This is a genomic window from Acinetobacter sp. AOR12_HL (assembly GCF_027855275.1).
Classification (GTDB): domain Bacteria; phylum Pseudomonadota; class Gammaproteobacteria; order Pseudomonadales; family Moraxellaceae; genus Acinetobacter; species Acinetobacter baumannii.
In genome coordinates this window covers 383,847-403,998 of record NZ_JAKTIJ010000020.1, presented here as the reverse complement: position 1 = coordinate 403,998, position 20,152 = coordinate 383,847, and the positions used below count along the sequence as shown (strand labels likewise).

The 20,152-nt window shown below is 37.2% G+C and carries 18 protein-coding genes and 1 pseudogene; 11 read left to right on the top strand and 8 right to left on the bottom strand.

What is annotated here, in order from left to right; translation table 11 throughout:
- Positions 1-86: 86 nt before the first annotated feature.
- On the bottom strand, positions 87-1,028 hold the full coding sequence (locus MKL36_RS10375; RefSeq protein WP_000795874.1) for a hypothetical protein: 942 nt from the start codon (positions 1,026-1,028) through the stop codon (positions 87-89).
- 256 nt (positions 1,029-1,284) lie between these two features.
- On the opposite strand from MKL36_RS10375, the gene MKL36_RS10370 reads away from it, so the two are divergent.
- Together MKL36_RS10370 and MKL36_RS10365 are read left to right on the top strand one after the other, a co-directional pair.
- On the top strand, positions 1,285-1,770 hold the full coding sequence (locus tag MKL36_RS10370) for a YaiI/YqxD family protein (protein ID WP_086374099.1): 486 nt from the start codon (positions 1,285-1,287) through the stop codon (positions 1,768-1,770).
- A gap of 10 nt (positions 1,771-1,780) precedes the next feature.
- Positions 1,781-2,689 carry a DMT family transporter gene (locus tag MKL36_RS10365; protein WP_001140078.1) on the top strand — a complete coding sequence of 303 codons (909 nt, stop codon included), beginning with the start codon at positions 1,781-1,783 and terminating at the stop codon, positions 2,687-2,689.
- A gap of 29 nt (positions 2,690-2,718) precedes the next feature.
- On the opposite strand, the pseudogene MKL36_RS19095 reads toward MKL36_RS10365, so the two are convergent.
- A pseudogene (locus MKL36_RS19095) lies at positions 2,719-2,799 on the bottom strand (PilZ domain-containing protein); the annotation flags it as partial.
- Positions 2,800-2,936: 137 nt separating this feature from the next.
- Here MKL36_RS19095 and MKL36_RS10360 point away from each other — a divergent pair.
- From MKL36_RS10360 to MKL36_RS10350, 3 genes are all read left to right on the top strand, one after another.
- Positions 2,937-4,172 (top strand): lipoprotein-releasing ABC transporter permease subunit, encoded by a 1,236-nt coding sequence (locus MKL36_RS10360; RefSeq protein WP_001984636.1) that lies wholly within the window; start codon positions 2,937-2,939, stop codon positions 4,170-4,172.
- Positions 4,165-4,851 carry a lipoprotein-releasing ABC transporter ATP-binding protein LolD gene (gene lolD / locus MKL36_RS10355; RefSeq protein ID WP_000049406.1) on the top strand — a complete coding sequence of 229 codons (687 nt, stop codon included), beginning with the start codon at positions 4,165-4,167 and terminating at the stop codon, positions 4,849-4,851. Before MKL36_RS10360 ends, lolD begins: the two co-directional genes overlap by 8 nt.
- Before the next feature lie 85 nt (positions 4,852-4,936).
- Positions 4,937-7,369, top strand: coding sequence for a DNA internalization-related competence protein ComEC/Rec2 (locus MKL36_RS10350; protein WP_021511079.1), 2,433 nt, complete (start codon positions 4,937-4,939; stop codon positions 7,367-7,369).
- Here the strand turns inward: MKL36_RS10350 and MKL36_RS10345 are convergent.
- On the bottom strand, positions 7,322-8,305 hold the full coding sequence (locus MKL36_RS10345; protein WP_001984639.1) for a lysophospholipid acyltransferase family protein: 984 nt from the start codon (positions 8,303-8,305) through the stop codon (positions 7,322-7,324). The two genes, MKL36_RS10350 and MKL36_RS10345, sit on opposite strands and share 48 nt — an antisense overlap.
- 136 nt (positions 8,306-8,441) lie before the next feature.
- On the opposite strand from MKL36_RS10345, the gene sppA reads away from it, so the two are divergent.
- The gene (sppA, locus tag MKL36_RS10340; RefSeq protein ID WP_031222736.1) at positions 8,442-9,458 is read left to right on the top strand and encodes a signal peptide peptidase SppA; all 1,017 of its coding nucleotides are present in this window, start codon (positions 8,442-8,444) and stop codon (positions 9,456-9,458) included.
- 18 nt (positions 9,459-9,476) lie between these two features.
- Positions 9,477-10,286: an alpha/beta fold hydrolase gene (locus tag MKL36_RS10335; RefSeq protein ID WP_000114071.1), complete on the top strand. Its 810-nt coding sequence runs from the start codon at positions 9,477-9,479 to the stop codon at positions 10,284-10,286.
- A 64-nt stretch (positions 10,287-10,350) separates the two neighbouring features.
- Here MKL36_RS10335 and purN read toward each other — a convergent pair whose 3' ends face one another.
- Together purN and purM are read right to left on the bottom strand one after the other, a co-directional pair.
- Complete coding sequence (gene purN / locus MKL36_RS10330) at positions 10,351-10,980, bottom strand: phosphoribosylglycinamide formyltransferase (protein ID WP_000975530.1); 630 nt, start codon at positions 10,978-10,980, stop codon at positions 10,351-10,353.
- On the bottom strand, positions 10,977-12,047 hold the full coding sequence (purM, locus tag MKL36_RS10325) for a phosphoribosylformylglycinamidine cyclo-ligase (protein WP_000071984.1): 1,071 nt from the start codon (positions 12,045-12,047) through the stop codon (positions 10,977-10,979). The genes purN and purM overlap by 4 nt, the downstream gene beginning before the upstream one ends.
- A 135-nt stretch (positions 12,048-12,182) precedes the next feature.
- On the opposite strand from purM, the gene cxpE reads away from it, so the two are divergent.
- From cxpE to MKL36_RS10305, 4 genes are all read left to right on the top strand, one after another.
- Positions 12,183-13,376 carry a chloramphenicol efflux transporter CxpE gene (gene cxpE / locus MKL36_RS10320; RefSeq protein WP_021511077.1) on the top strand — a complete coding sequence of 398 codons (1,194 nt, stop codon included), beginning with the start codon at positions 12,183-12,185 and terminating at the stop codon, positions 13,374-13,376.
- 20 nt (positions 13,377-13,396) lie between these two features.
- A complete protein-coding gene (gene hda, locus MKL36_RS10315) occupies positions 13,397-14,095 on the top strand; it encodes a DnaA regulatory inactivator Hda (RefSeq protein ID WP_001249536.1) in 699 nt (232 codons plus the stop codon).
- 316 nt (positions 14,096-14,411) lie between these two features.
- Positions 14,412-16,265, top strand: a complete 1,854-nt coding sequence (gene rbtA, locus MKL36_RS10310) for a rhombotarget A (protein ID WP_021511076.1) — start codon at positions 14,412-14,414, stop codon at positions 16,263-16,265.
- Positions 16,266-16,280: 15 nt separating this feature from the next.
- The gene (locus MKL36_RS10305; RefSeq protein WP_021511075.1) at positions 16,281-18,710 is read left to right on the top strand and encodes a CSLREA domain-containing protein; all 2,430 of its coding nucleotides are present in this window, start codon (positions 16,281-16,283) and stop codon (positions 18,708-18,710) included.
- Between the two features lie 90 nt (positions 18,711-18,800).
- Here the strand turns inward: MKL36_RS10305 and MKL36_RS10300 are convergent, their stop codons facing one another.
- From MKL36_RS10300 to MKL36_RS10290, 3 genes are read right to left on the bottom strand one after another with little or no spacing between them, the layout of a single operon-like run.
- Positions 18,801-19,190: a DUF3106 domain-containing protein gene (locus tag MKL36_RS10300; RefSeq protein ID WP_000225917.1), complete on the bottom strand. Its 390-nt coding sequence runs from the start codon at positions 19,188-19,190 to the stop codon at positions 18,801-18,803.
- A complete protein-coding gene (locus MKL36_RS10295) occupies positions 19,180-19,500 on the bottom strand; it encodes a hypothetical protein (protein ID WP_001015075.1) in 321 nt (106 codons plus the stop codon). Before MKL36_RS10295 ends, MKL36_RS10300 begins: the two co-directional genes overlap by 11 nt.
- The gene (locus MKL36_RS10290; RefSeq protein ID WP_000362312.1) at positions 19,490-20,104 is read right to left on the bottom strand and encodes an RNA polymerase sigma factor; all 615 of its coding nucleotides are present in this window, start codon (positions 20,102-20,104) and stop codon (positions 19,490-19,492) included. Before MKL36_RS10290 ends, MKL36_RS10295 begins: the two co-directional genes overlap by 11 nt.
- Positions 20,105-20,152: the final 48 nt, after the last annotated feature.

Here is a 20,152-nt window from a genome sequence, read left to right as displayed (position 1 = left end):
CGTGGGTTACTAGTTTGAATGAGGCTGGTGGTTTGTTCAGGTATAATCTTCATTCAATAGCCTAATTTTTAAAATATTAGTGAAATTCAATTAGTTTCACTATTTTTAGCATAAATATTCGCCTGAATCCAGATATTGCCACGAATATATTCGCCAATATTAAAGTTTTTGTACAAATCATTTTTTGTAGCAATGCGCACTAATATGGCAGGAAGGTTGTCTTCTAAAACTAAAGTGACATCATAAAGGGTATATTCTGCACCCATAAATGACATTGAAGTTTTACCGACAATATTACCTTGGAACCAAGCTTCATCTTCTTGACCAAGATTTTCTCCATATAAATATGCAACCATTTTAGAAAAATCAACCGTTACAGGTTCTTGATCTTCTTTAGTTTTTGGTTGCCATTCATTAATCAGTTCTTGTAGGTTTTCGGGTGCAATTCCATTATGTTCAGTTAAAATCGCATTTAATGCACGGTGATGTTTAATTGACGCTGGATCATCTACGACAATTGTTTCTCCCGCAGGCACTGATTCTAATTCATAGGCCCATGCATTAAATTGGACTTGATAAGTTTGGGTTTTGTCATATTGGCAACGATTAACGCTAAATAAATTATCAAATGCATAAATCGTTGTACTTTTATTTAGTTTTAAACTTAATACTGCTTGAGTAGCAGAGTCACAAGTAATGATGCGCTCAATTTGGGCATTATATTGATAGGGACTATCAAAACTAGGGAAGGCAGTTTTTAAAGCACGAGGTTTTTGATTTTCAACTGCAATAATTTGATTAATGGTGACCTTCTGACCTTGTGGACCTTGAATGAGCCAAAAAGATTGATCCATTTCGTCTTCATTTTGGCATAAACCCATTGGCATTACAGGAGCATCAAGCGCTAGTCCAAGCCATTTTGGTACATCTGTCTCTGGATGGGAAGTCAGTAGATTCCAATGCTCTCCATGACTACCAAAATTTTGGTCGTTTACCGTAATAACTTCTGGACTGTTTTGATTTTTCATAGGTACGATTGATGTTGGGTTTATCTCACTTGATATATTAAATCGAGGGTAATTGCTATTTTTCAAGTCAACATATGTAAATTCTCTTGTAAAAGCACGTATTTAGTTATTAAAAAGTTCTCCACCTAGCAAAACATGTGCTGTTAAGAGTACATATAAATAATCATTAACGTATTGTTCAAATTAAATTTAAAAAACAAGTTTTATATTTAGCGCTATTCTCTAATAAAATGCATCTGTTAGACTTATATTTTTAGTGGAAATAGAGAATAACGTGCTGCCATTCAAGTTGTGGGTAGACGCAGATGCATTACCTAAAATTTTGCGTGAAGTCATTTTAAGAGCTTCGGATCGTTATCGATTAGAAGTGATTTTTGTAGCCAATCAAAATGTCGGTATTACCCCTTCAGTGCGTATTAAATCTCTGCAAGTTTTAAGTGGAGCCGATCAAGCCGATCAGGAAATTGTGAATCGTATGTCTGAAAATGACATTGTCATTACGCAAGATATTCCACTCGCAGCTCAAGTTATTGAGAAAGGTGGTATTGCGATTCACCCACGTGGTGAGGTGTATACCACAGCGAACGTAAAAGCACGTTTGCACTTACGTGATTTTATGGATACGTTGCGCGGCGCTGGTGTACAGACGGGTGGTCCACCACCTATTTCAGAACGTGATAAGCGCGAATTTTCTAGTGCACTCGACCAAACAATTTTAAAGCAAAAACGTAAAACTGCTTAGTGAGCCTCTTATGCCATCCCAAACCAACTTGGCTTCAACTTATGTCTTGCTTGTATTTATCTGGGCAACGACACCTTTAGCCATTGTATGGAGCGTATCTGACTTACATGTCATGTGGGCTTTACTGTTACGGTTTTATATAGCTTTGCCTCTGTCGGTTATTGTTTTACTTGTTCTAAAAACTTCTTTTCCAACTCATAAGCAAGCTTTACATAGTTATTTTGCAGGGTCTTTTAGTTTAATCGGCTCGCAAATTTTTACCTATGCTGCGACCCAATATTTAAGTTCTGGCATGATTGCCTTGATGTTTGGTCTAGCGCCCATTATGGCTGGGTTGATTGGTCGTTTTGCTTTTGGTCAGCATCTTTTTAAATTGCAGTGGCTAGGTATGGCTGTTGCTGTTTGTGGACTAGCGATCATTTGTTTAAATGGTTCAAATCAACATGTGCATCCATTTGGCATTGTCTTAATGTTGGTCAGTGTTTTTGTTTATTCATTTTCTATATTTTGGGTAAAGAAAGTGAATGCCAAAATTCAGCCAATGGCTCAAGCGACCGGTTCGATCTTGGTTTCTTCAATTTTGGCAAGCTGCCTTATTCCATTTATTTGGCAATATGCACCGACTCATTTACCACAAGCTAAATCTTTATTTGCATTAATTTATACAGTTCTGATGGCTTCACTTGTGGCTATGTTCTGTTATTTCAAACTTGTTCAGAATATAAAACCGACCACTTTATCGTTAACGACAGTCATTACACCAATGCTAGCAATGATCATTGGAGCTGTTTTAAACCATGAACAATTGTCGATTATGGTTTTTGTGGGAGCTTTCATTATCTTATTTGGTCTATTTCTATATTTTTATAAAGACATTCAAGCAAATCGTAATTTTGCTCAACATATTAAGTCTAAGTAGGAGAAGATGAGGGTAATTTGTTGAGCTTATTCATTAAATTGTTCTAATTCGTAGCTAAATGCATGATCAAATTGATCTCATATCTTAAGTAGTAGAAAATAGCGCAGCAATATAATATTAGGATTGTTAAGGATAGATCAGAACTTACTGATTTTTAAGCCTTAATACAGCATCTAACGATATGGCTAAATAAGAAGTGTGAATGAACACTTCTCTTTTTCCATCAATGACCTTGGATTTAGAAGGTATGTTTAAACCAATCTCACTGTATATAGGGTTGAGATATACTCGCGCTCGACGCAGTAATCATTTTATTTCTTTTATTGCATTGGTTTCGATGGTCGGTTTGACACTTGGTGTCGCTGTACTAATTACGGTACTTTCTGTAATGAACGGTTTCGACCGCGAATTAAAAAATCGTGTTTTGGGAATGGTACCGCAAGCGACAGTTTCATCGACGCAAATCCTTACGGATTGGCCTGAACTGGTTAAACGAGTTGAAAATCATCCCCACGTGACAGGAGTTGCACCTTTTACCCAATTGCAAGGTATGTTAACTGCTCAAGGGCAAGTGGCAGGTATTATGGTGACGGGTATTGACCCTAAATATGAAAAGAATGTCTCTATCATTCAAAACCATATTGTTGCCGGTAGCCTCGACTCACTTAAAAAAGGTGAATTCGGTATCGTACTTGGTAAAGACATGGCCGATTCGCTTGGCTTACGTCTAAACGATAGCGTGACATTGGTTTTACCTGAAGCGACTCCATCTCCAGCTGGTGTTGTACCTCGTTTTAAACGCTTTAAAGTGGTGGGTATTTTCAGTGTAGGTGCTGAAGTTGACTCGATGGTTGGATACATTGCTTTATATGATGCTTCAACTTTATTGCGTTTACCTGATGGCGCTCAAGGCGTTCGTCTAAAATTAGATGACATTTTTGCCGCTCCTCAAGTTGCCGATGACATTGTGAAAAATTTGCCAAGCAATTTCTACGCAACCAACTGGACTTATACACATGGCAACTTATTTAATGCCATCCAAATGGAAAAAACATTAGTTGGTTTATTGCTTGTACTAATTATTGTAGTTGCTGCATTTAACATTGTTTCGTCTTTGGTTATGGTCGTGACTGACAAAAAATCAGACATTGCAATTTTACGTACTTTAGGTGCATCGCCATCTATGATTACTAAAATCTTTATGGTGCAAGGTACGGTTATTGGTGTGATTGGTACGGTTGCGGGTACGGTTTTAGGGGTAATTCTGGCACTTACGATCAGCGATATTATTTCTTGGTTTAATAATGTTCTCGGACTTAATCTGTTCGATGCCTATTTTGTACATTACTTACCTTCTTACTTAAGATGGCAAGACGTGACAATTATTGTGATTGTTTCTTTACTCTTAAGTTTCTTGGCAACTATTTATCCGGCGCTTCGTGCAGCCAAAGTTCAACCTGCCGAGGCATTGCGTTATGAGTAAAGTCGTTTTAGAAGCAAAAGATATTTATAAACATTTTGATGACGGTAAATCTAAGGTTGAAGTCATTAAAGGTCTCTCTTTACAAGTGGAAGCAGGGCAGTTTGTATCTATTGTCGGAGCAAGTGGTTCAGGTAAAAGTACTTTGTTGCATGTACTTGGTGGCTTAGATCAGCCGACTAAAGGACAGGTATTTTTGAATGGTCAGCGCTTTGATAATTTAGGTGAAGCGGAACGTGGCTTTCAACGTAACCAATACTTAGGTTTTGTTTACCAGTTCCACCATTTATTACCTGAATTTACTGCTCTTGAAAATGTAGCGATGCCTTTAATGCTTCGAGCAGACAGTCAATATAAGTCGGTAAAGGCACAGGCTGAATATTTGCTAGATCGAGTGGGGCTATCTCATCGTATGGACCATAAACCAGGTGAACTTTCAGGTGGTGAGCGTCAGCGTGTTGCGCTTGCTCGTGCATTAGTGACTAAGCCTGCGGTAGTACTAGCTGATGAGCCTACGGGTAACCTAGATCGTAAAACAGCAGTAGGTATTTTCGAGTTGCTCACCGATCTTAAGAAAGAACTCAACATGGCAATGTTAATTGTGACCCATGATGAGCAATTAGCTCAGGCAGCAGATTCAATCTTGCATATGGAAGATGGGCTGTGGGTAAACGGTTCTTAAAAAAATTGTCATTAAATCACATTGTTAAAGCCCACTGAGTTGGGCTTTAATTTTGCCCCTAAAATGATAATGACTAGATTTTTAAATGTTTAAGATTATTCTATTGGGGTGGATTGGCGGTATTGCATTGATGGGAATAGATTTCCCTTTAATCATGCAATATGAAAAAGTGGGCGAGGCTCTACTGTTACTTGCCATTATTTTTTATCTTTATAAACGACCAATGTTCGTTGATCGACCATTTTTAAAGGCAGTGTTTTGCTTATTATGTACAACAAGTCTTTTTATGGTTGGTTACCACTATGCTGAAAAAGCACTGATTGAACGATTAGAACAAAGAGAAACGGATACCCGAAATCTCGACATTATTGTCTATATAAACCGTTTAAGTGAAGAAAAAGATAATAAGGTTCAACAAACTGCACAAGTTCTAAATCTTTCTAAAGAACCGGTGAATTGGTTGCTATATTTAAAAAGTAATAATCAAAATTTATTAAAGAATAATCAGAATCTTGAATTAGGTCACTATTATCGAATATCTGGAAAAACAAGACCTGCGCATAGTTATGCCAACCCAGGAGCTTTTGATCAGGAAAAGTGGTTTATTCAGCGAAATATTATGTCTGGTTTTAACGTGAGATATATTGAGCCTTTAAGCCTTGATGAAATCTATCGATTGGGCTATCAGCAACATTTAAAAGAACAACAGTCTTTTTCCAATAGTTTTCGTTTAAATATAGAAAAACTTCGCTTAACTTTTAGGCAAATATTAAACAGCTCATCTATACAGCAAAAGGGTTTAATTTTAGCTTTGCTGACAGGTGATGAAAGCCTTTTATCAGATGAAACTCAACTACAGTTCAAACAATTAGGAATTAGTCATTTATTGGCGATCTCAGGCCCACATGTGCTCATTTTTGCCATTATGTTATCTTGGGCATGTCATCAATTTATCAGTCGTTATTATCCTCAAATTTACTTATGGAAACCGAAACAGGTTTTGATGACTGTACCATGCTGCCTTGGTGTTTTAATTTATACTGCATTTGTAGGTTTCGAAATTCCTGCACTACGAACATTATTATCAGTATTTATATTTATTGGATTTCTATTATTAAAACAACCTATTAAACCTTTTACATTACTCGTATATAGCGCAAGTCTACTGTTGCTAATTGACCCGTTTAGTGTGCTTTCTGCAGGTTTTTGGCTGTCTTATGGGGCATGTTTTATTTTATTAAGAATTTACCAAACTATAGCGCAGCTACCTCAGCAACATTTTTTAAGTCTGAGCTCAAAAATGATTTTTATGAGTAAGGTGTTAATTGAATCTCAAGGCAAAATATTTATTGCATTGAGTCCCTTAACCTTACTTTTCTTTCAACAAATTTCTTGGGTTGCTCCATTAACCAATATTATTGCTGTACCTATTGTTGGTGGTGTTATTGTCCCTTTAAACATCATAGCTGCTTGCGCATGGTTTGTAGTAAAACCATTTGGAAATATGCTTTTTCATTTCAACGATATGTTGCTCAGCATATTGCTGAGTTGTTTGGGCTTATTAGAAAAACTCTCTTTACCATTACAAGGTATAAGCTTGACGCCACTGTCTTTATTAGCGATTAGTTTTGCCATAATTATTTTATTTTTACCTAAAGGAATTCTGCCCAAAACTTGGGGGATATTATGTTGTTTACCCTTAGTTATTATGAACAAAACGAGTCAGCAAATTCAGCTTAATATTTTAGATGTTGGACAGGGGCAAGCCATTTTTTTACAACATTCAGAACAAAACTGGTTAATTGATACAGGCGGTTCTTACGATGAAAAAATATTTAGTATTGGACAAAATGTTGTAGTGCCTTTTCTACGTCAGCAAGGCGTAAGACAATTAGATCATGTTGTGCTATCCCATCTTGATCAAGACCATAGTGGCGCGTTTCCTCTTATTCAACAAGAGATTCCTGTAAAGCAGCTTATTTCGAATGAACAATTACCAAATGATTTAAAGCAACCATTCCAATATTGCCATCAAGGGCAACAATGGCATTATCCTGAGTTAGATATTCAAATTTTATGGCCTAAAGAAAAAGATCTGGCTTTTGTTACTTCTAACCAGAATCAATATTCTTGTGTTGTATATCTTCAATTTAAAAAAGTTGGTGGTTACCAAAATTTTCTTATTATGGGCGATGCAGGATGGGAAGCTGAATACGAGTTATTAAAAGATTATCCTAAATTGAAGATAGATGTGTTAGTGCTAGGGCATCATGGAAGTAAGCACAGTTCGGCTTATGATTTCTTAGCGACCTTAAAACCTAAACTGGCCATTGCATCGGCAGGGTTTGATAACCGTTATGGCCATCCTAGCCAACAAGTTATAGCACGTTTAAAAGCTCTACATATTCCGCTAAAAAGTACTGTGGAACAAGGGACCTTAAGTTTTGTGTTGGAAAATCACAAAATAGTTTTACATGACCGACGTTTGGATAGGCTCTGGTTGAGTAGAGGTTTTTAAAGCTTCTGCTTTGAGCCTATCTACAATTTTAAGTGCTTCTGTCGGATCGATATTATAGATATTGTCTAAAGCAGGGTTCGCTTTAAAACGTTTATAGCTCCAGTGATAGTGTTCTGGATATTGATAAATGAGTTGCTCAATCGCTTGATGGATGACATACGTTCCATCGTCCGCAGTACCCTCATAAATTTTCTCATCCATTGGCTCGATATGCATAGTAAACCCATCGTTTTCATTACGGATCGCATAAAGAAACAGAGCTTTTGCTTTAGTTTTCTGGATGAGTTTTGCGCTTAAATTACTTGAGGCAAGTGGAACACCAAAATAGTTCACCATATCTCCACCCACATTAGGGGTATGATCCGGCAAAATTACTGTCGTTTCACCTTGCTTTAATGCTTTAAAAATTTGTCTTACACCGCTTTCATCGGTAGGGACGAGATTCGCTTGTTCACGGCTACGGGCTTCTCGCACAAAACGGTCTGCATCAGCATTTTTAACGGGTTTATATAAAATGGTCATTGATGTGAATTGAGCACACCATGCATTCATGACTTCCCACGTACCAAAATGTGGAACAATAAGAACTACACCTTTTTTTGCAGCCAATGCTTCATGAAAAAAATGTTCACCTTCAATACGGTGAATGCGTGAGATATTTTTACTATTTGATGAGCCCCAAATACTTAAAAACTCAAAATATGAAGTTAATTCGTTTCTTACAGCTTTTTCTGTAATCGCTATACGCTGCTGAGGTGTTAAATACGGAAGCGCAATTCTTAAGTTAAGCTCAATACTTTTTGATGTTCTAGTAATTTTTAGAGTATTTACAAGTCCTGCTAACAGACGAGCAAGAAAACGCCCAAATTGAATGGGTTGGCGGCTAAATGTTTTGAGTAATTGATAGTTCATGCTTTTTGAATCTGGTCTAGTCATCTATAGCAGTAAGTAAGGAAGAAACAACAAGTAAAAAAAGACAAAAATATTATAAATGAAATCATATTATTTAGACAGTTTTTATCAAATCAACGTATATAATGACATCATTTCGATTGATTTGGATTGGAATTTTATGTCCGATTGGCCACCAAAACCACAAAATGAACCTATAACCCCTAAACAGAACGGACCGGAATGGCAAATCCTTGAGAAAGCTGTACTGGCTTCTGTAGAAGAACAACGCCGTAGTCGTCGCTGGGGTATATTCTTTAAAACACTTACTTTTATTTATCTATTGTTCATTATCATCTTAATGGGCAAAGGCTGTTCGACCACTAAAGATGGCTCTACAGCAAGTAGTAGCAGTGCTCACCTTGCAGTAGTTGATATTATTGGAACTATTGATGCTTCAAGCAATCAGGCTGTGAATAGTGAAGATACAAACAAAGCGCTTAAACGTGCTTTTGAGGCATCGAATAGTAAAGCAATTGCCCTTAATATTAATTCTCCTGGTGGTTCACCTGTTCAGTCAGATGAAATCTGGCAGGAAATTCGCTATTTGAAAAAAGAGCATCCTGACAAGAAAGTCTATGCGGTAATTGGCGATATGGGTGCTTCGGGTGCTTATTATATTGCTTCTGCTGCCGATGAAATTATTGTGAATCCATCAAGTTTGGTAGGTTCAATTGGTGTCATTATGCCAAACTATGGCATTACTGGTTTAGCTCAAAAACTAGGAATTGAAGACCGAACTCTTACAGCGGGGACGAATAAAGACATTTTAAGTATGACAAAACCGATTAATCCTGTACAAAGACAACATATCCAATCTGTACTCGATAATGTTCATACTCACTTTATTAACGCAGTTAAAGAAGGACGTGGGAAACGCTTAAAAACTAATGATCCTGCTATTTTCTCTGGTCTTTTCTGGACTGGCGAGCAAGCAATTCAGTTAGGCGTAGCTGACCGTTCAGGTAACATTACAAGCTTGATGCGTGAACTGAAGCTTGATAATAAAGTTGACTACACGATTGAACGTAATCCATTACAATCCATTCTAGGGCGAATGGGATCAGAAATGGGGAAAGGTTTAAGTGAGTCGGTTGCTGAACGCTTACAAACAAGTCAGGACGCAAAACTACAATAATTTAAGCAGGATAACGGTATGTCAGTAAAACCGGTTATACACTTTGCGCATGCCAACGGCGTGCCATCTATGGTGTATCAAAAATTGTTTGATCAATTAAAAGATGAGTATGACGTAATTTATGTTCCACTCATTGGACCTGACAAACGTTATCCGATTACCAATCATTGGCCTTTTTTGGTTGATCAGGTAATTGATAGTATTGTACGTCAAGCGAAGGGGCGAAAAGTGATTGGACTGGGCCATTCACTCGGTTCAGTTTTAACTTTAATGGCTTCTTTTAGACGGCCTGAGCTGTTCTCACAAGTGATCATGTTAGATCCGCCTCTTATTTTGGGTAGATATTCTTTTGCTTTTCATATGGCAAAATTATTTAAACCCAAAATAGTTGATGATATGACACCAGCGGGTTTATCTGCACGTCGTCGCGAGCATTGGGAATCACGTGAGCAAGCAGCTGCATTGTTACGTCCAAAAGGTTTTTATAAAGACTTTGATGAAGATTGCTTTCAAGCCTACATTGACTATGCTTTGAAAGAAGACTCGGTACGTGGTGGTGTAACGTTAACTATTTCCCGTGAAGATGAAGTTGCGATTTTCCGTAAAAACCCTTCTTGGTGGTGGTTACCCATGCCAAAACCGAAAATGCCAGTACATTTAGTTGTAGGAAAAGAGAGTGCCTTCTTAAAAAGAGGTTTTCCTCAAATGGCAAAACGTAAAATGGGGATTCCATTTAGTGTAGTTGAAGGAGGGCATATGTTCCCTCTAGAGCATCCGATTGATACAGTGAATTATATTAAGGAACTTATTCACCGTAATTCACGCTAATAAAGCTTTCGCAAAAAAAAGGACATGCATGCATGTCCTTTTTTAATTGACGTTAAGCAAACTTTTACCAAGATGCAAAACGGATAGGGTGTTCAAGAATTTGATTGCGGAAATAGGCTTGTCCATTTTTCCATGTGAGCTGGCCATTACATAACCACTCTGCAACTTGAGGATAAATAAAATGCTCAAGTTTATGTACACGTTCGGCCAAGGATGCAACATTGTCATGTTCTTTTACTTCAATGGCAGATTGAGCAATTGCTTGACCAGCATCAAGTTCAGAAGTCACAAAGTGAACGGTACAGCCATGTAATCGATCCCCCGTATTTAATACACGTTGATGTGTATTAACGCCTTTATAGGCAGGTAATAATGAAGGATGGATATTAAGCATTTTACCTTGCCATTTATCGACAAAGTCAGCAGTTAAAATACGCATAAAGCCAGCTAAAATAACTACGTCAGCTTGCCATGCGATAAGTTGCTGATGCATAGCTTCATCAAAATCTTCACGACTAGGAAAGTCTTTGTGAGAGATTACGGCTGTCGCGATATTGGCATTTTGAGCACGCTCTAGGGCATAAGCATCGGCTTTATTAGACAGTACACCTACAATTTGCCCTGATAGATTTGCATCTATCAAGGCTTGTAAGTTGCTGCCGTTCCCAGAGACTAGAACAGCAATTTTCATCATTCAAAGATCACACGAATTTTTTCGTCTGCACCTTCCACTGATTCAGCATTTTCTTGGATATGTCCGATTTTCCAAGCTTTTTCACCTTGAGCATTAAGCACTTCAATTGCTTTTTCTGCATCATTTGCATCAACAGCAATGACCATACCTACACCACAGTTAAAGGTACGATACATTTCAAAACGTTCTACATTGCCTTCGCGTTGTAAAAGTTTGAATAATTCTGGCCATTCCCAAGAAGCTTCATTAATTACAGCTTGAGCACCATTTGGTAATACACGTGGTAAGTTACCTGGTAAGCCGCCACCAGTGATGTGTGCCATCGCGTGTACATCAACTTGTTTGCAAAGCTCTAGAACTGGTTTTACATAAATACGTGTTGGCTCCATTGCTACATCTGCAAGAGGGCGACCATCAATTACTTGAGTTAAGTCTACATTCTTAACATCTAAGATTTTACGTAGTAATGAATAACCATTTGAGTGAGCACCGCTTGATGCAACACCAATAAGTACATCACCAGATTTTACTTTAGAGCCATCAATAATTTTGCTTTGCTCAACTACACCTACGGCAAAACCAGCAAGATCGTAATCTTCGCCTTCATACATGCCAGGCATTTCAGCTGTTTCACCACCTACAAGTGCGCAACCTGCAAGTTCACAACCTTTACCGATACCAGTAACTACGTTTGCAGCTACATCGACATTTAAGTGACCAGTCGCATAATAGTCGAGGAAGAATAGTGGTTCTGCACCACAAACCAAAAGATCGTTTACACACATAGCGACAAGATCTTGGCCGATTGTGTCATGACGATTAAGGTTAAGTGCTAAACGTAATTTAGTACCTACACCGTCAGTTCCAGAAACCAAAACAGGTTCTTCGTAACCTTTAGGAATTTTGCATAGTGCACCAAAGCCACCAAGTCCGCCCATTACTTCTGGACGAGTTGTACGTTTAGCGACTGACTTGATACGATCGACCAGTGCGTCGCCCGCTTCAATGTCAACACCCGCATCTTTGTAGCTTAAACCGGTATTTGGGGTAGAAGTTGAGTTGCTCATAAATGAAGTCTCCGCATTGGCGGCAGATTATAACCTGAATATACGAAACTCTTATGTTATTTATGCTCGAAAATGCTATCTTTAATAAAAATATTTTTCCATTTATAACGATTAAATCAAAAAAGGCTAGATTTTATGCAAGATCGTATACTGCGCCGTATTTTCTTACTCGCAGGTATTGTATTGCTGGTATGGGTATTATACTTGCTCAAGCCTGTGGTCATCCCATTTATTGGTGCTTTTTTCCTGGCTTATTTATTTAGTCCACTAGTCGAAGTTCTAGTAAAAATTAAGATACCTCGCTGGTTGGCAATTAGTATTGTTTTTATTGGTATAGGTGTAACTTTAACCGTTGCATTATGGTATCTGGTTCCACTGATCTGGAAACAACTTGTTTACGCTCGAGACAGTATTCCAGCGGGGATCCACTGGATTAATGCAGAGCTATTACCGTGGATTTCTTCGACATTCCATGTCCAGCAAATGGAAATTGATACCGATCAAATGTCCAAAGCTGTGATGGATTATGTTCAGACCAATTACAGTGCTGATAGTATTCAAGCAGTTTTATTAAAGCTTGCACAATCAGGACTTAATTTTATTCAAATTGGTGGAACAGTTGTTTTAATCCCAATTATTGCTTTTTACTTCTTATTAGACTGGGACCGTATGTTACAAAACTTACGTCGTCTCATTCCACGGCCATATGAGGCTACGACCTTACAAATCGTCCGTGAATGCCATAGCGTTTTAGGAGCTTTTGTTAAAGGTCAGTTCCTTGTTATGCTTTTGCTCGGTGTAGTTTATGCAGTAGGCTTACAATTAATTGGACTAGAGGTCGGCCTAATTATTGGTATGGTGGCAGGTCTTGCCAGTATTATTCCTTATTTAGGATTTGCAGTCGGGATTATTGCAGCGGTTATTGCAAGTTTGTTCCAATTTGGAATGGACTGGACACACTTATTACTTGTTGGCGTAGTCTTTATGATTGGGCAGGCAGTAGAGGGCTATATTCTGCAGCCATTCCTACTCGGTGATAAAATTGGTCTTTCACCTGTTGCAGTTGTATTTGCTGTTTTAGCTGGTGCTCAATTGGCCGGCTTTTTAGGAATGTTAATTGCATTACCTGTAGCGGCTGTCATTGTGGTGCTCTTAAAACACCTCAGAGAAAATTACGAACGGAGTTCATTCTATGCTCCATCTTCTACATTATTAATCCAAGAGGGTAATATTGAGCAACTTCATGTAGAAACTGAAAATACTAAACTTGATCTTGAAGTTAAAAAACAGCAAGATACAGATATCCCGAATCTTTCAGATCAGAAATAATTTCAAGGCCAATTCATTATATGCGTCAACTCCAACTGGATATAGAACCTCAACTTGATGCCCGAATCAGTGATTTTTCGGGACCAGGTTGGGGGCATGTAGTGGATGCAGTGCGACAACTACATGCGGGTCTAGTAAATAGATTTTATATCTATGGTGGCGCTGGAACAGGCAAGAGTCATTTGCTTTCAGCGATTTGTGATTCTTATTTAGAGGTCGGTAAATCTGCAATTAAAGTTTCTTTGCTTGAACTTCTCGATGCTCCAATTGAGGCAATTACTTGTTTAGAGCACTATGATCTGGTGGCTTTAGATGATATTGAGTCGATTAGTGGGGTGCCTCACTGGCAAAAAGCTGTTTTTCATTTGATGAATAACCATGAAGGACAACTTGTTTTCTCTTCACGTGTTGCACCGATTGAATTAAAACTAGAGTTACCAGATTTACAATCGCGACTTACACAAGCAGTGAGTGTAAAAGTGCCGAGCGGAAGTTTATATGCTGACCGCTATGCTTTAGTCACTTCTGTAATGGCTAGACGTGGGATCCATTTTGATCAGCAGATTGTAGACTATTTACTTTTACATGGGCCTCATCAAGCTTCTGTTCTATTGCAAACCGTAGCACAATTAGAAAAACTCCTTAAAGGTGAGAAGACTAAACTTTCAAATGCAACGTTAAGACAAATCTATGCTTTAATTGATGAATATCAACAATAATAATTTTTTAGCTTCTGGACTTTTAATTTATTAGCCTAAGTAGACTTTCCTTACTATAAAAATCATGAGCTACTTATTCTTTTAACCTTGAAAAATACTTTTAAATTTTTATAAGTAAAATTTTCATATATCAATAGATCTTTAATTGTACAAATATTTAGAAAGTTCCCTATCGAAAATGACGCTATAGACCGATCAAAACATCTTGAGAAATTCTGATTCCTGTGACAAAGTACGCACAAAGGATGCGTTTGCAAAAGTGGAAACTTTGCAATATTGACAAAGAAAAATGAAAAAAATAGGTAAGGAGAAGGGTATGCTCAAACGGAGCATTGCTTTTGCATTATTGGCTGCTGCTGGGCACGCTTATTCTGCTGATATTGAAGTCACAACTACAATTGATGAAGATGTCGATAATACAGTATGCTCATTACGTGAGGCTGTAGAACTAATAAATAAGCGTAATTCAAGTGATTCTACCGTGGTTGCCTCAGTAAAAGATGGGTATCATGGCTGTGGAAATAAAGATAGTTCATCAAATATTATTTTACAGCGGGATAAAGAATATACGTTAAATAGCAGAATAACGATTACAGCACCCCTTACAATTAGTACAGCAAAAAACGATTCTACATTAGTTGATACTGATCAGCCCGGTTCTCATAATGCAACCATTAAAATGGCAGGTACAGATCAGCTATTTAAAATTGATGATGGTAGCGTTGAGAAAGCATCTTTTGCTGTGACCTTAAGTGATATTAACTTACAAGGTGCAGGCGCAAGCTCTAATGTATTAACAGGCGGTTTAATTTTAAACCATGAAAAACTGACTATTCAGAACTCTCGACTGATTGGTGGATATGCGAATCAGGGTGGGGCGATTTACAACCAAGGACTATTATCTAAAATAGGTCAAACAGCCGGCTTTGTAAGTATTATAAATAGTTTGATTCAAAATAATAAAGCAACCCAAGGTGGTGTCATTTATAGTGAGCAGCCTTTATATTTGGTGACCCAATCTGTAGTACGTGATAATGAAGTCTCTTCTGCAGATGGTGCCTTGTTTTATGGTGCAACAAAGTTTGATGATGAAAGTACTGGTGGATACTTAAATGTACGTGCCATCGGCTTTAGTAATAGTACCTTTTTCCATAATAAAGTTGGTTTTATTGCAAACATTAAAGATGGGATGTTTGTTAATAATATTACAATGATTAAAAATGCGGCAGGTTTATTTCTTGATGCTCCACAAGGTAATGCTTCAGTTTCAAATAGTATATTAGTAGGAAATACTATTAATTGTCAGGCTAGTTCAACGGATAAAGCAATTATTCAAAGTAATCTGGTTATATCTGACTGTAATCGTAATGCTACATCAAAGCTTCCTAATATAATCTTTCCTGCAGATGAAAAATTAATTGCTGGCGATAGTGATGAAGGTATATGTGATGTAACTGCAAAAAATGGCTTGTTATGCCCATTTAATATACCAAAAGATAGTTTTCTTGGTTTCTTTAAGCCAAGGTTACTTGAGAGCTATAATACTTTAGCCGACTCTTTAATTATTAATAAAGGGCGTTTATATAGTGATGGTTCATCAGTTGGTTTAGCAAGTTGTGAGAGACTTGACCAACGTGGAAAAAATCGCAGTGGTTACGATGAATTATGTGATCTAGGGGCGATTGAATATATTTTAAATAATGAAATTGGTACAGTGGGGCAGGATATTAAATATGGACAAGTCGCAAGATTTAATATTTTAAATTCTTTAAGTGAAGCAGACTTGGTTACACCTGCCACGTGTAAGCGTTTATTCGGTGAACGTCCTGATGGTAAAGAATGGCAACCCGGCTGTTTGAAAATAAAACAAAGTACGGATACACCATTTTCTAAAGGCAGTGTAACTATAGATCAAAATGGAAATGTAATTTATACACCAAATGGTAATTGGCATGGTGCAGATATTTTCAGTATTCAAGTCGTTACAAGTGTATCGAGATTTAACGATGGTTCAGATTTCCAATATATCTCGATTCCAGCAACTGTAGTCCAGGAACCTGTATCTGGTATTGAAGATAAATCTGTGAGTACGGGTGGTGGGGGAAGTGTCGGTGGTGGATTAATTTTAGGGTTATTTGGATTAATTGCATTACGCCGTTTCAAGTCATAATCAGGGATGTGGACTATGAAAAATTATAAAAAAGCAGTATTAGCATTAGCTGTACTAGCGGCTATGCCTCTTTTTGCCGATACAGCAAATCAAAGAATCGAAGTAACAACTTTTGCAGATGAAGATGGTGAAAACCCTAATGCTTGTTCGTTAAGGGAGGCGATAAAAGTTGCTGAAACACGAAGATCTGATTACGGATGTACAGTTTATAACACTTCTAAAAGTCAGGTCATCCAGCTAAAAGCAGGAACTTATAACTTAAATAAAGAACTAGCTCCAAATGCAGATATAGCGATTTATGGATTTGGTGAAAAAGATCAAGATAAAAATTGGTCAGAGAAGAGTGTTTTAACCAATGATTATCCAGCATTACAACCGTTACAGACGAGAATTAATGCTGCTGGTAAATCACGTATCTTTAATACGGCAGTAAATAAACAACCCTTATTCCTTCAAAACATTATTTTGGAAAATGGTTCAGCTCCAGATTTTGGTGGCGCTATTTATGCAGGTGGTAATGTTACCTTATTAAATAGCCAAATTTTGAATTCACAAGCATCTAAAGGCGGTGCCATTTTCCTCGGTGGCGATAATGTTAATTTATCTGCAACTCACTCTTTGATTCAAGGTAATACTGCAACAGCAGGAAGTGTACTTTCAATGAGTTGTTGGAATGGTACAGCCTATGCAAAACGGGAAGTAACATTTACCTCTTCTAGTATTATGAATAATGGTTCAAATAGTTCCAATAATACTTTTGAGTTCTGTGGAGAGCCGAAAGCAACCTTTACAATTAATACAATTGCTCGAAATATTGCAAATACAGTCAATGGTAGCATTTTGAAATTTACTGGTGATGCTACTCCTAACGGGACACCTAATCCTTCGACCATACTTAGTTCTAACAGTAGTTTAACCTTAAAGAATAATACTATTGTTGAAAATAATGCTTATACCACGTTTTTATATGACACATTAGGAAGTAAAGAATTAAGATTTAACTTAATTGGTTATAATTCTGGAATTTATGCGTGTCATTATTTTATAGGACCGGCCACTGATTTAAAAAATGCTGGTTTCATACTATCCTTTAATGCATTAAATTTAACGAATGATGCTGGAAAATGTGATTTGCCGGCGGAAGCTCTTACATCTACGCATCGAACGGTTGATATAGCGGGACAGGCTTTTAATTTATTGCTTGAACCTTTACATTCATCTGCCCCAGAAACTGGCTTTTTACCAATTTACTATCCAAAGAATAATATTGGTGGTAAGAATTTAGTAGATGTAGACCCAGAAGGTAGAGATACATGTACTTCTATAGATCAACGAGGCCTATCACGACTTGCTGATAGTAAGCTCTACTATCAACCAAATAACCGTAATAGTTGTGATATTGGTTCAATTGAACTAATGAAACTGACTGCTGGTGATATAAAAGGTTTAGGGAATACTTCCCTTACAGATCTACTTGCAAAATATCAATCCCAATATGATACGGTTCAGAAAAATATATTAAATCCAGATTATGCATATTTATTAAATGTATTAAAAATCGATTCTGCAAATTATAAAAATCTTTTTGATCAAACCAAAGCAAATGCAAAATACAGAGCTATCTATATAGATTTGAAAGCTAATGGCTTACCTTTGCCGAATGAAGATAGTAACCATTTATTAAAGTTCTTTAATGCTACTGATTATAATATTAACCTTGAAGTTGTTGGCACAGGATTGATTGATGATAAAACTACAAGCATTAAAAAAGACGATGGATTGTTTTGTGAATGGAATCCTGCTCTCCAACAAATAATCTTCTATCGTTCAGATGATATTATTACCCAAGCTGGTGATTACAACTATTGTAAATATACAATTAGTAGTAAGGATGGAATTACGCAAACATCTGGTTTATTAGAAGCTCGATTTGATAATATTCCACCAGTAGCTGGTGAGGGTACTGTAACTTTTAAATATTTAGCAAATGAGATCATTCCTTTAAATCTATTACAATTTGCGAATGATGAAGGGGATGGACCTACTAATACTCTTAAGACAAAATCCAATAAATCTCAATTTTGGATAAATAATCAAGGTGTGGAGTTACCAATTTATATACCAAATAAAACTTCAACGGATGGTATTTTTAAGGTAGTTAAAGCAGATCGTGAAGGCCCATGTCCTAAAGAAGATAGTGGTAATATCTGTTATGGTGGTAATATTTATATTCAAGCTAGTAATGTATTTAATACCTTCAACGATACCTTAACTTATTATGTATATGATGCTGATGGTAAAATCTCAAATGAGGGTACTATTAAGTTGGTAAGTACAGCAACCACAACTGATGATTCACGTGGCGGTGGAGGTGGCGGAAGTATTGGAATTCTTTCTATCGTATCGCTACTAAGTTTAATTGCTTATAGACGTTATCGTAAGTGATGAGAAAAATAAAAAAGCCTCCACTAGGAGGCTTTTTTATTTGTTAGTAACTTTTTATTTTCAAAAAAAGATAAATATTAAATACGGTTTTTAGTGCTCTAAATATTTATTTATATATTCTTCGCGTATAGCAGTTCTTTCATCAGCACTTGCTTTGAGCATCCGTTGACGTAAATCATTACGCTCTTGTGTACTCATTTTTTGCCAGGCTTCACGCATTTTTTGCTTTTCTGCATCTGGAAGCTGGTTAAACCAATCCATACGTTGTTGCAAGTTAGCACTTTGGTTGGATGGTAATTCCTTTAAGCTTTGATAACGTTTAATTACAGCTCGTTGCTCTTCTTCAGATAGAGCATTCCAAGTATCATCTACTTGCGTATTGGCATCTTTCGAAAAAATCCAGAAACGTTCGAAACCTGCAAAACTTGTTTGCAAGAAACTTAATGAACAAAGGATAAGTGCTAACTTTTTAGCTACCATGTTGAACTTTATCCTCACCCAACACCATGAGCATTTCTAAATCTTCTACCATTTGTGGCGATAATTTAGGATTTACAACGACTTGATTTTGTGGCTTATCAAGCATATCTACTGAATTTGGTAAAATAACAAAACCAGTAATCGCTGCTGCAAGTGCAAAACCAGTCATTTTCCAGACACTATAATAAGAGGCTGGTTTTTGTTGGATATGGTCAAGCACATGATTCATCACCACTGTTTTATTTTTATGGTGATGGGCCAAACTATCGAGTTTGGATGTCACCTTTTTAGTGAAATCATCATGATTCATTGGAACCTCCCATGGGATTTAAATGCGCTAAATACTCTCTAAGTCCCTGAATTGCTCGATGATAATGGGTTTTTACACTACCTTCGGTACAGTTCATAATTTGCGCTGTAGTATGGGTATCAAAACCTTCCCACGCACGTAACATAAAAGCTTGTTGTTGACGAACAGGTAGTTTTGCAATCGCTTCCTGGATCTCTTCTATGGTCACTGCTTGATCTAGAAAATCTGCTGGATTGATTGCTTTTTCATCGACAATATCAATGATTTCTTCATCATCATTGTCTAGACTAACTTTTTTGAAGAATGAAAATGGGTTTGCCCGACGTGCTTCTTTGCGGCGCCAATCCTGAAGTTTATTATTTAGAATAGTATAAAATAGGGGATACCATTCTTCAGTACTTCGATCGGCGTAAGACTTGTGTAAAGCAATAAATGCTTCTTGAACCAAGTCCATAGCAATGCCTTGTTGACCTTGGGTAGCACTTTCCATCATCACTAAAGCACGACCAGTAACATCTTGCATGAAAACCTTTAGGCGTTGCTCAGCCGTGCTGGCATGAGCACTAGATGCTTCCGATCGAGACTTTTTCGGTGCTAAATCCATGGAGATGGAAAATCCTGTCATTGGACGTACCCACCTTATCTTCAATAT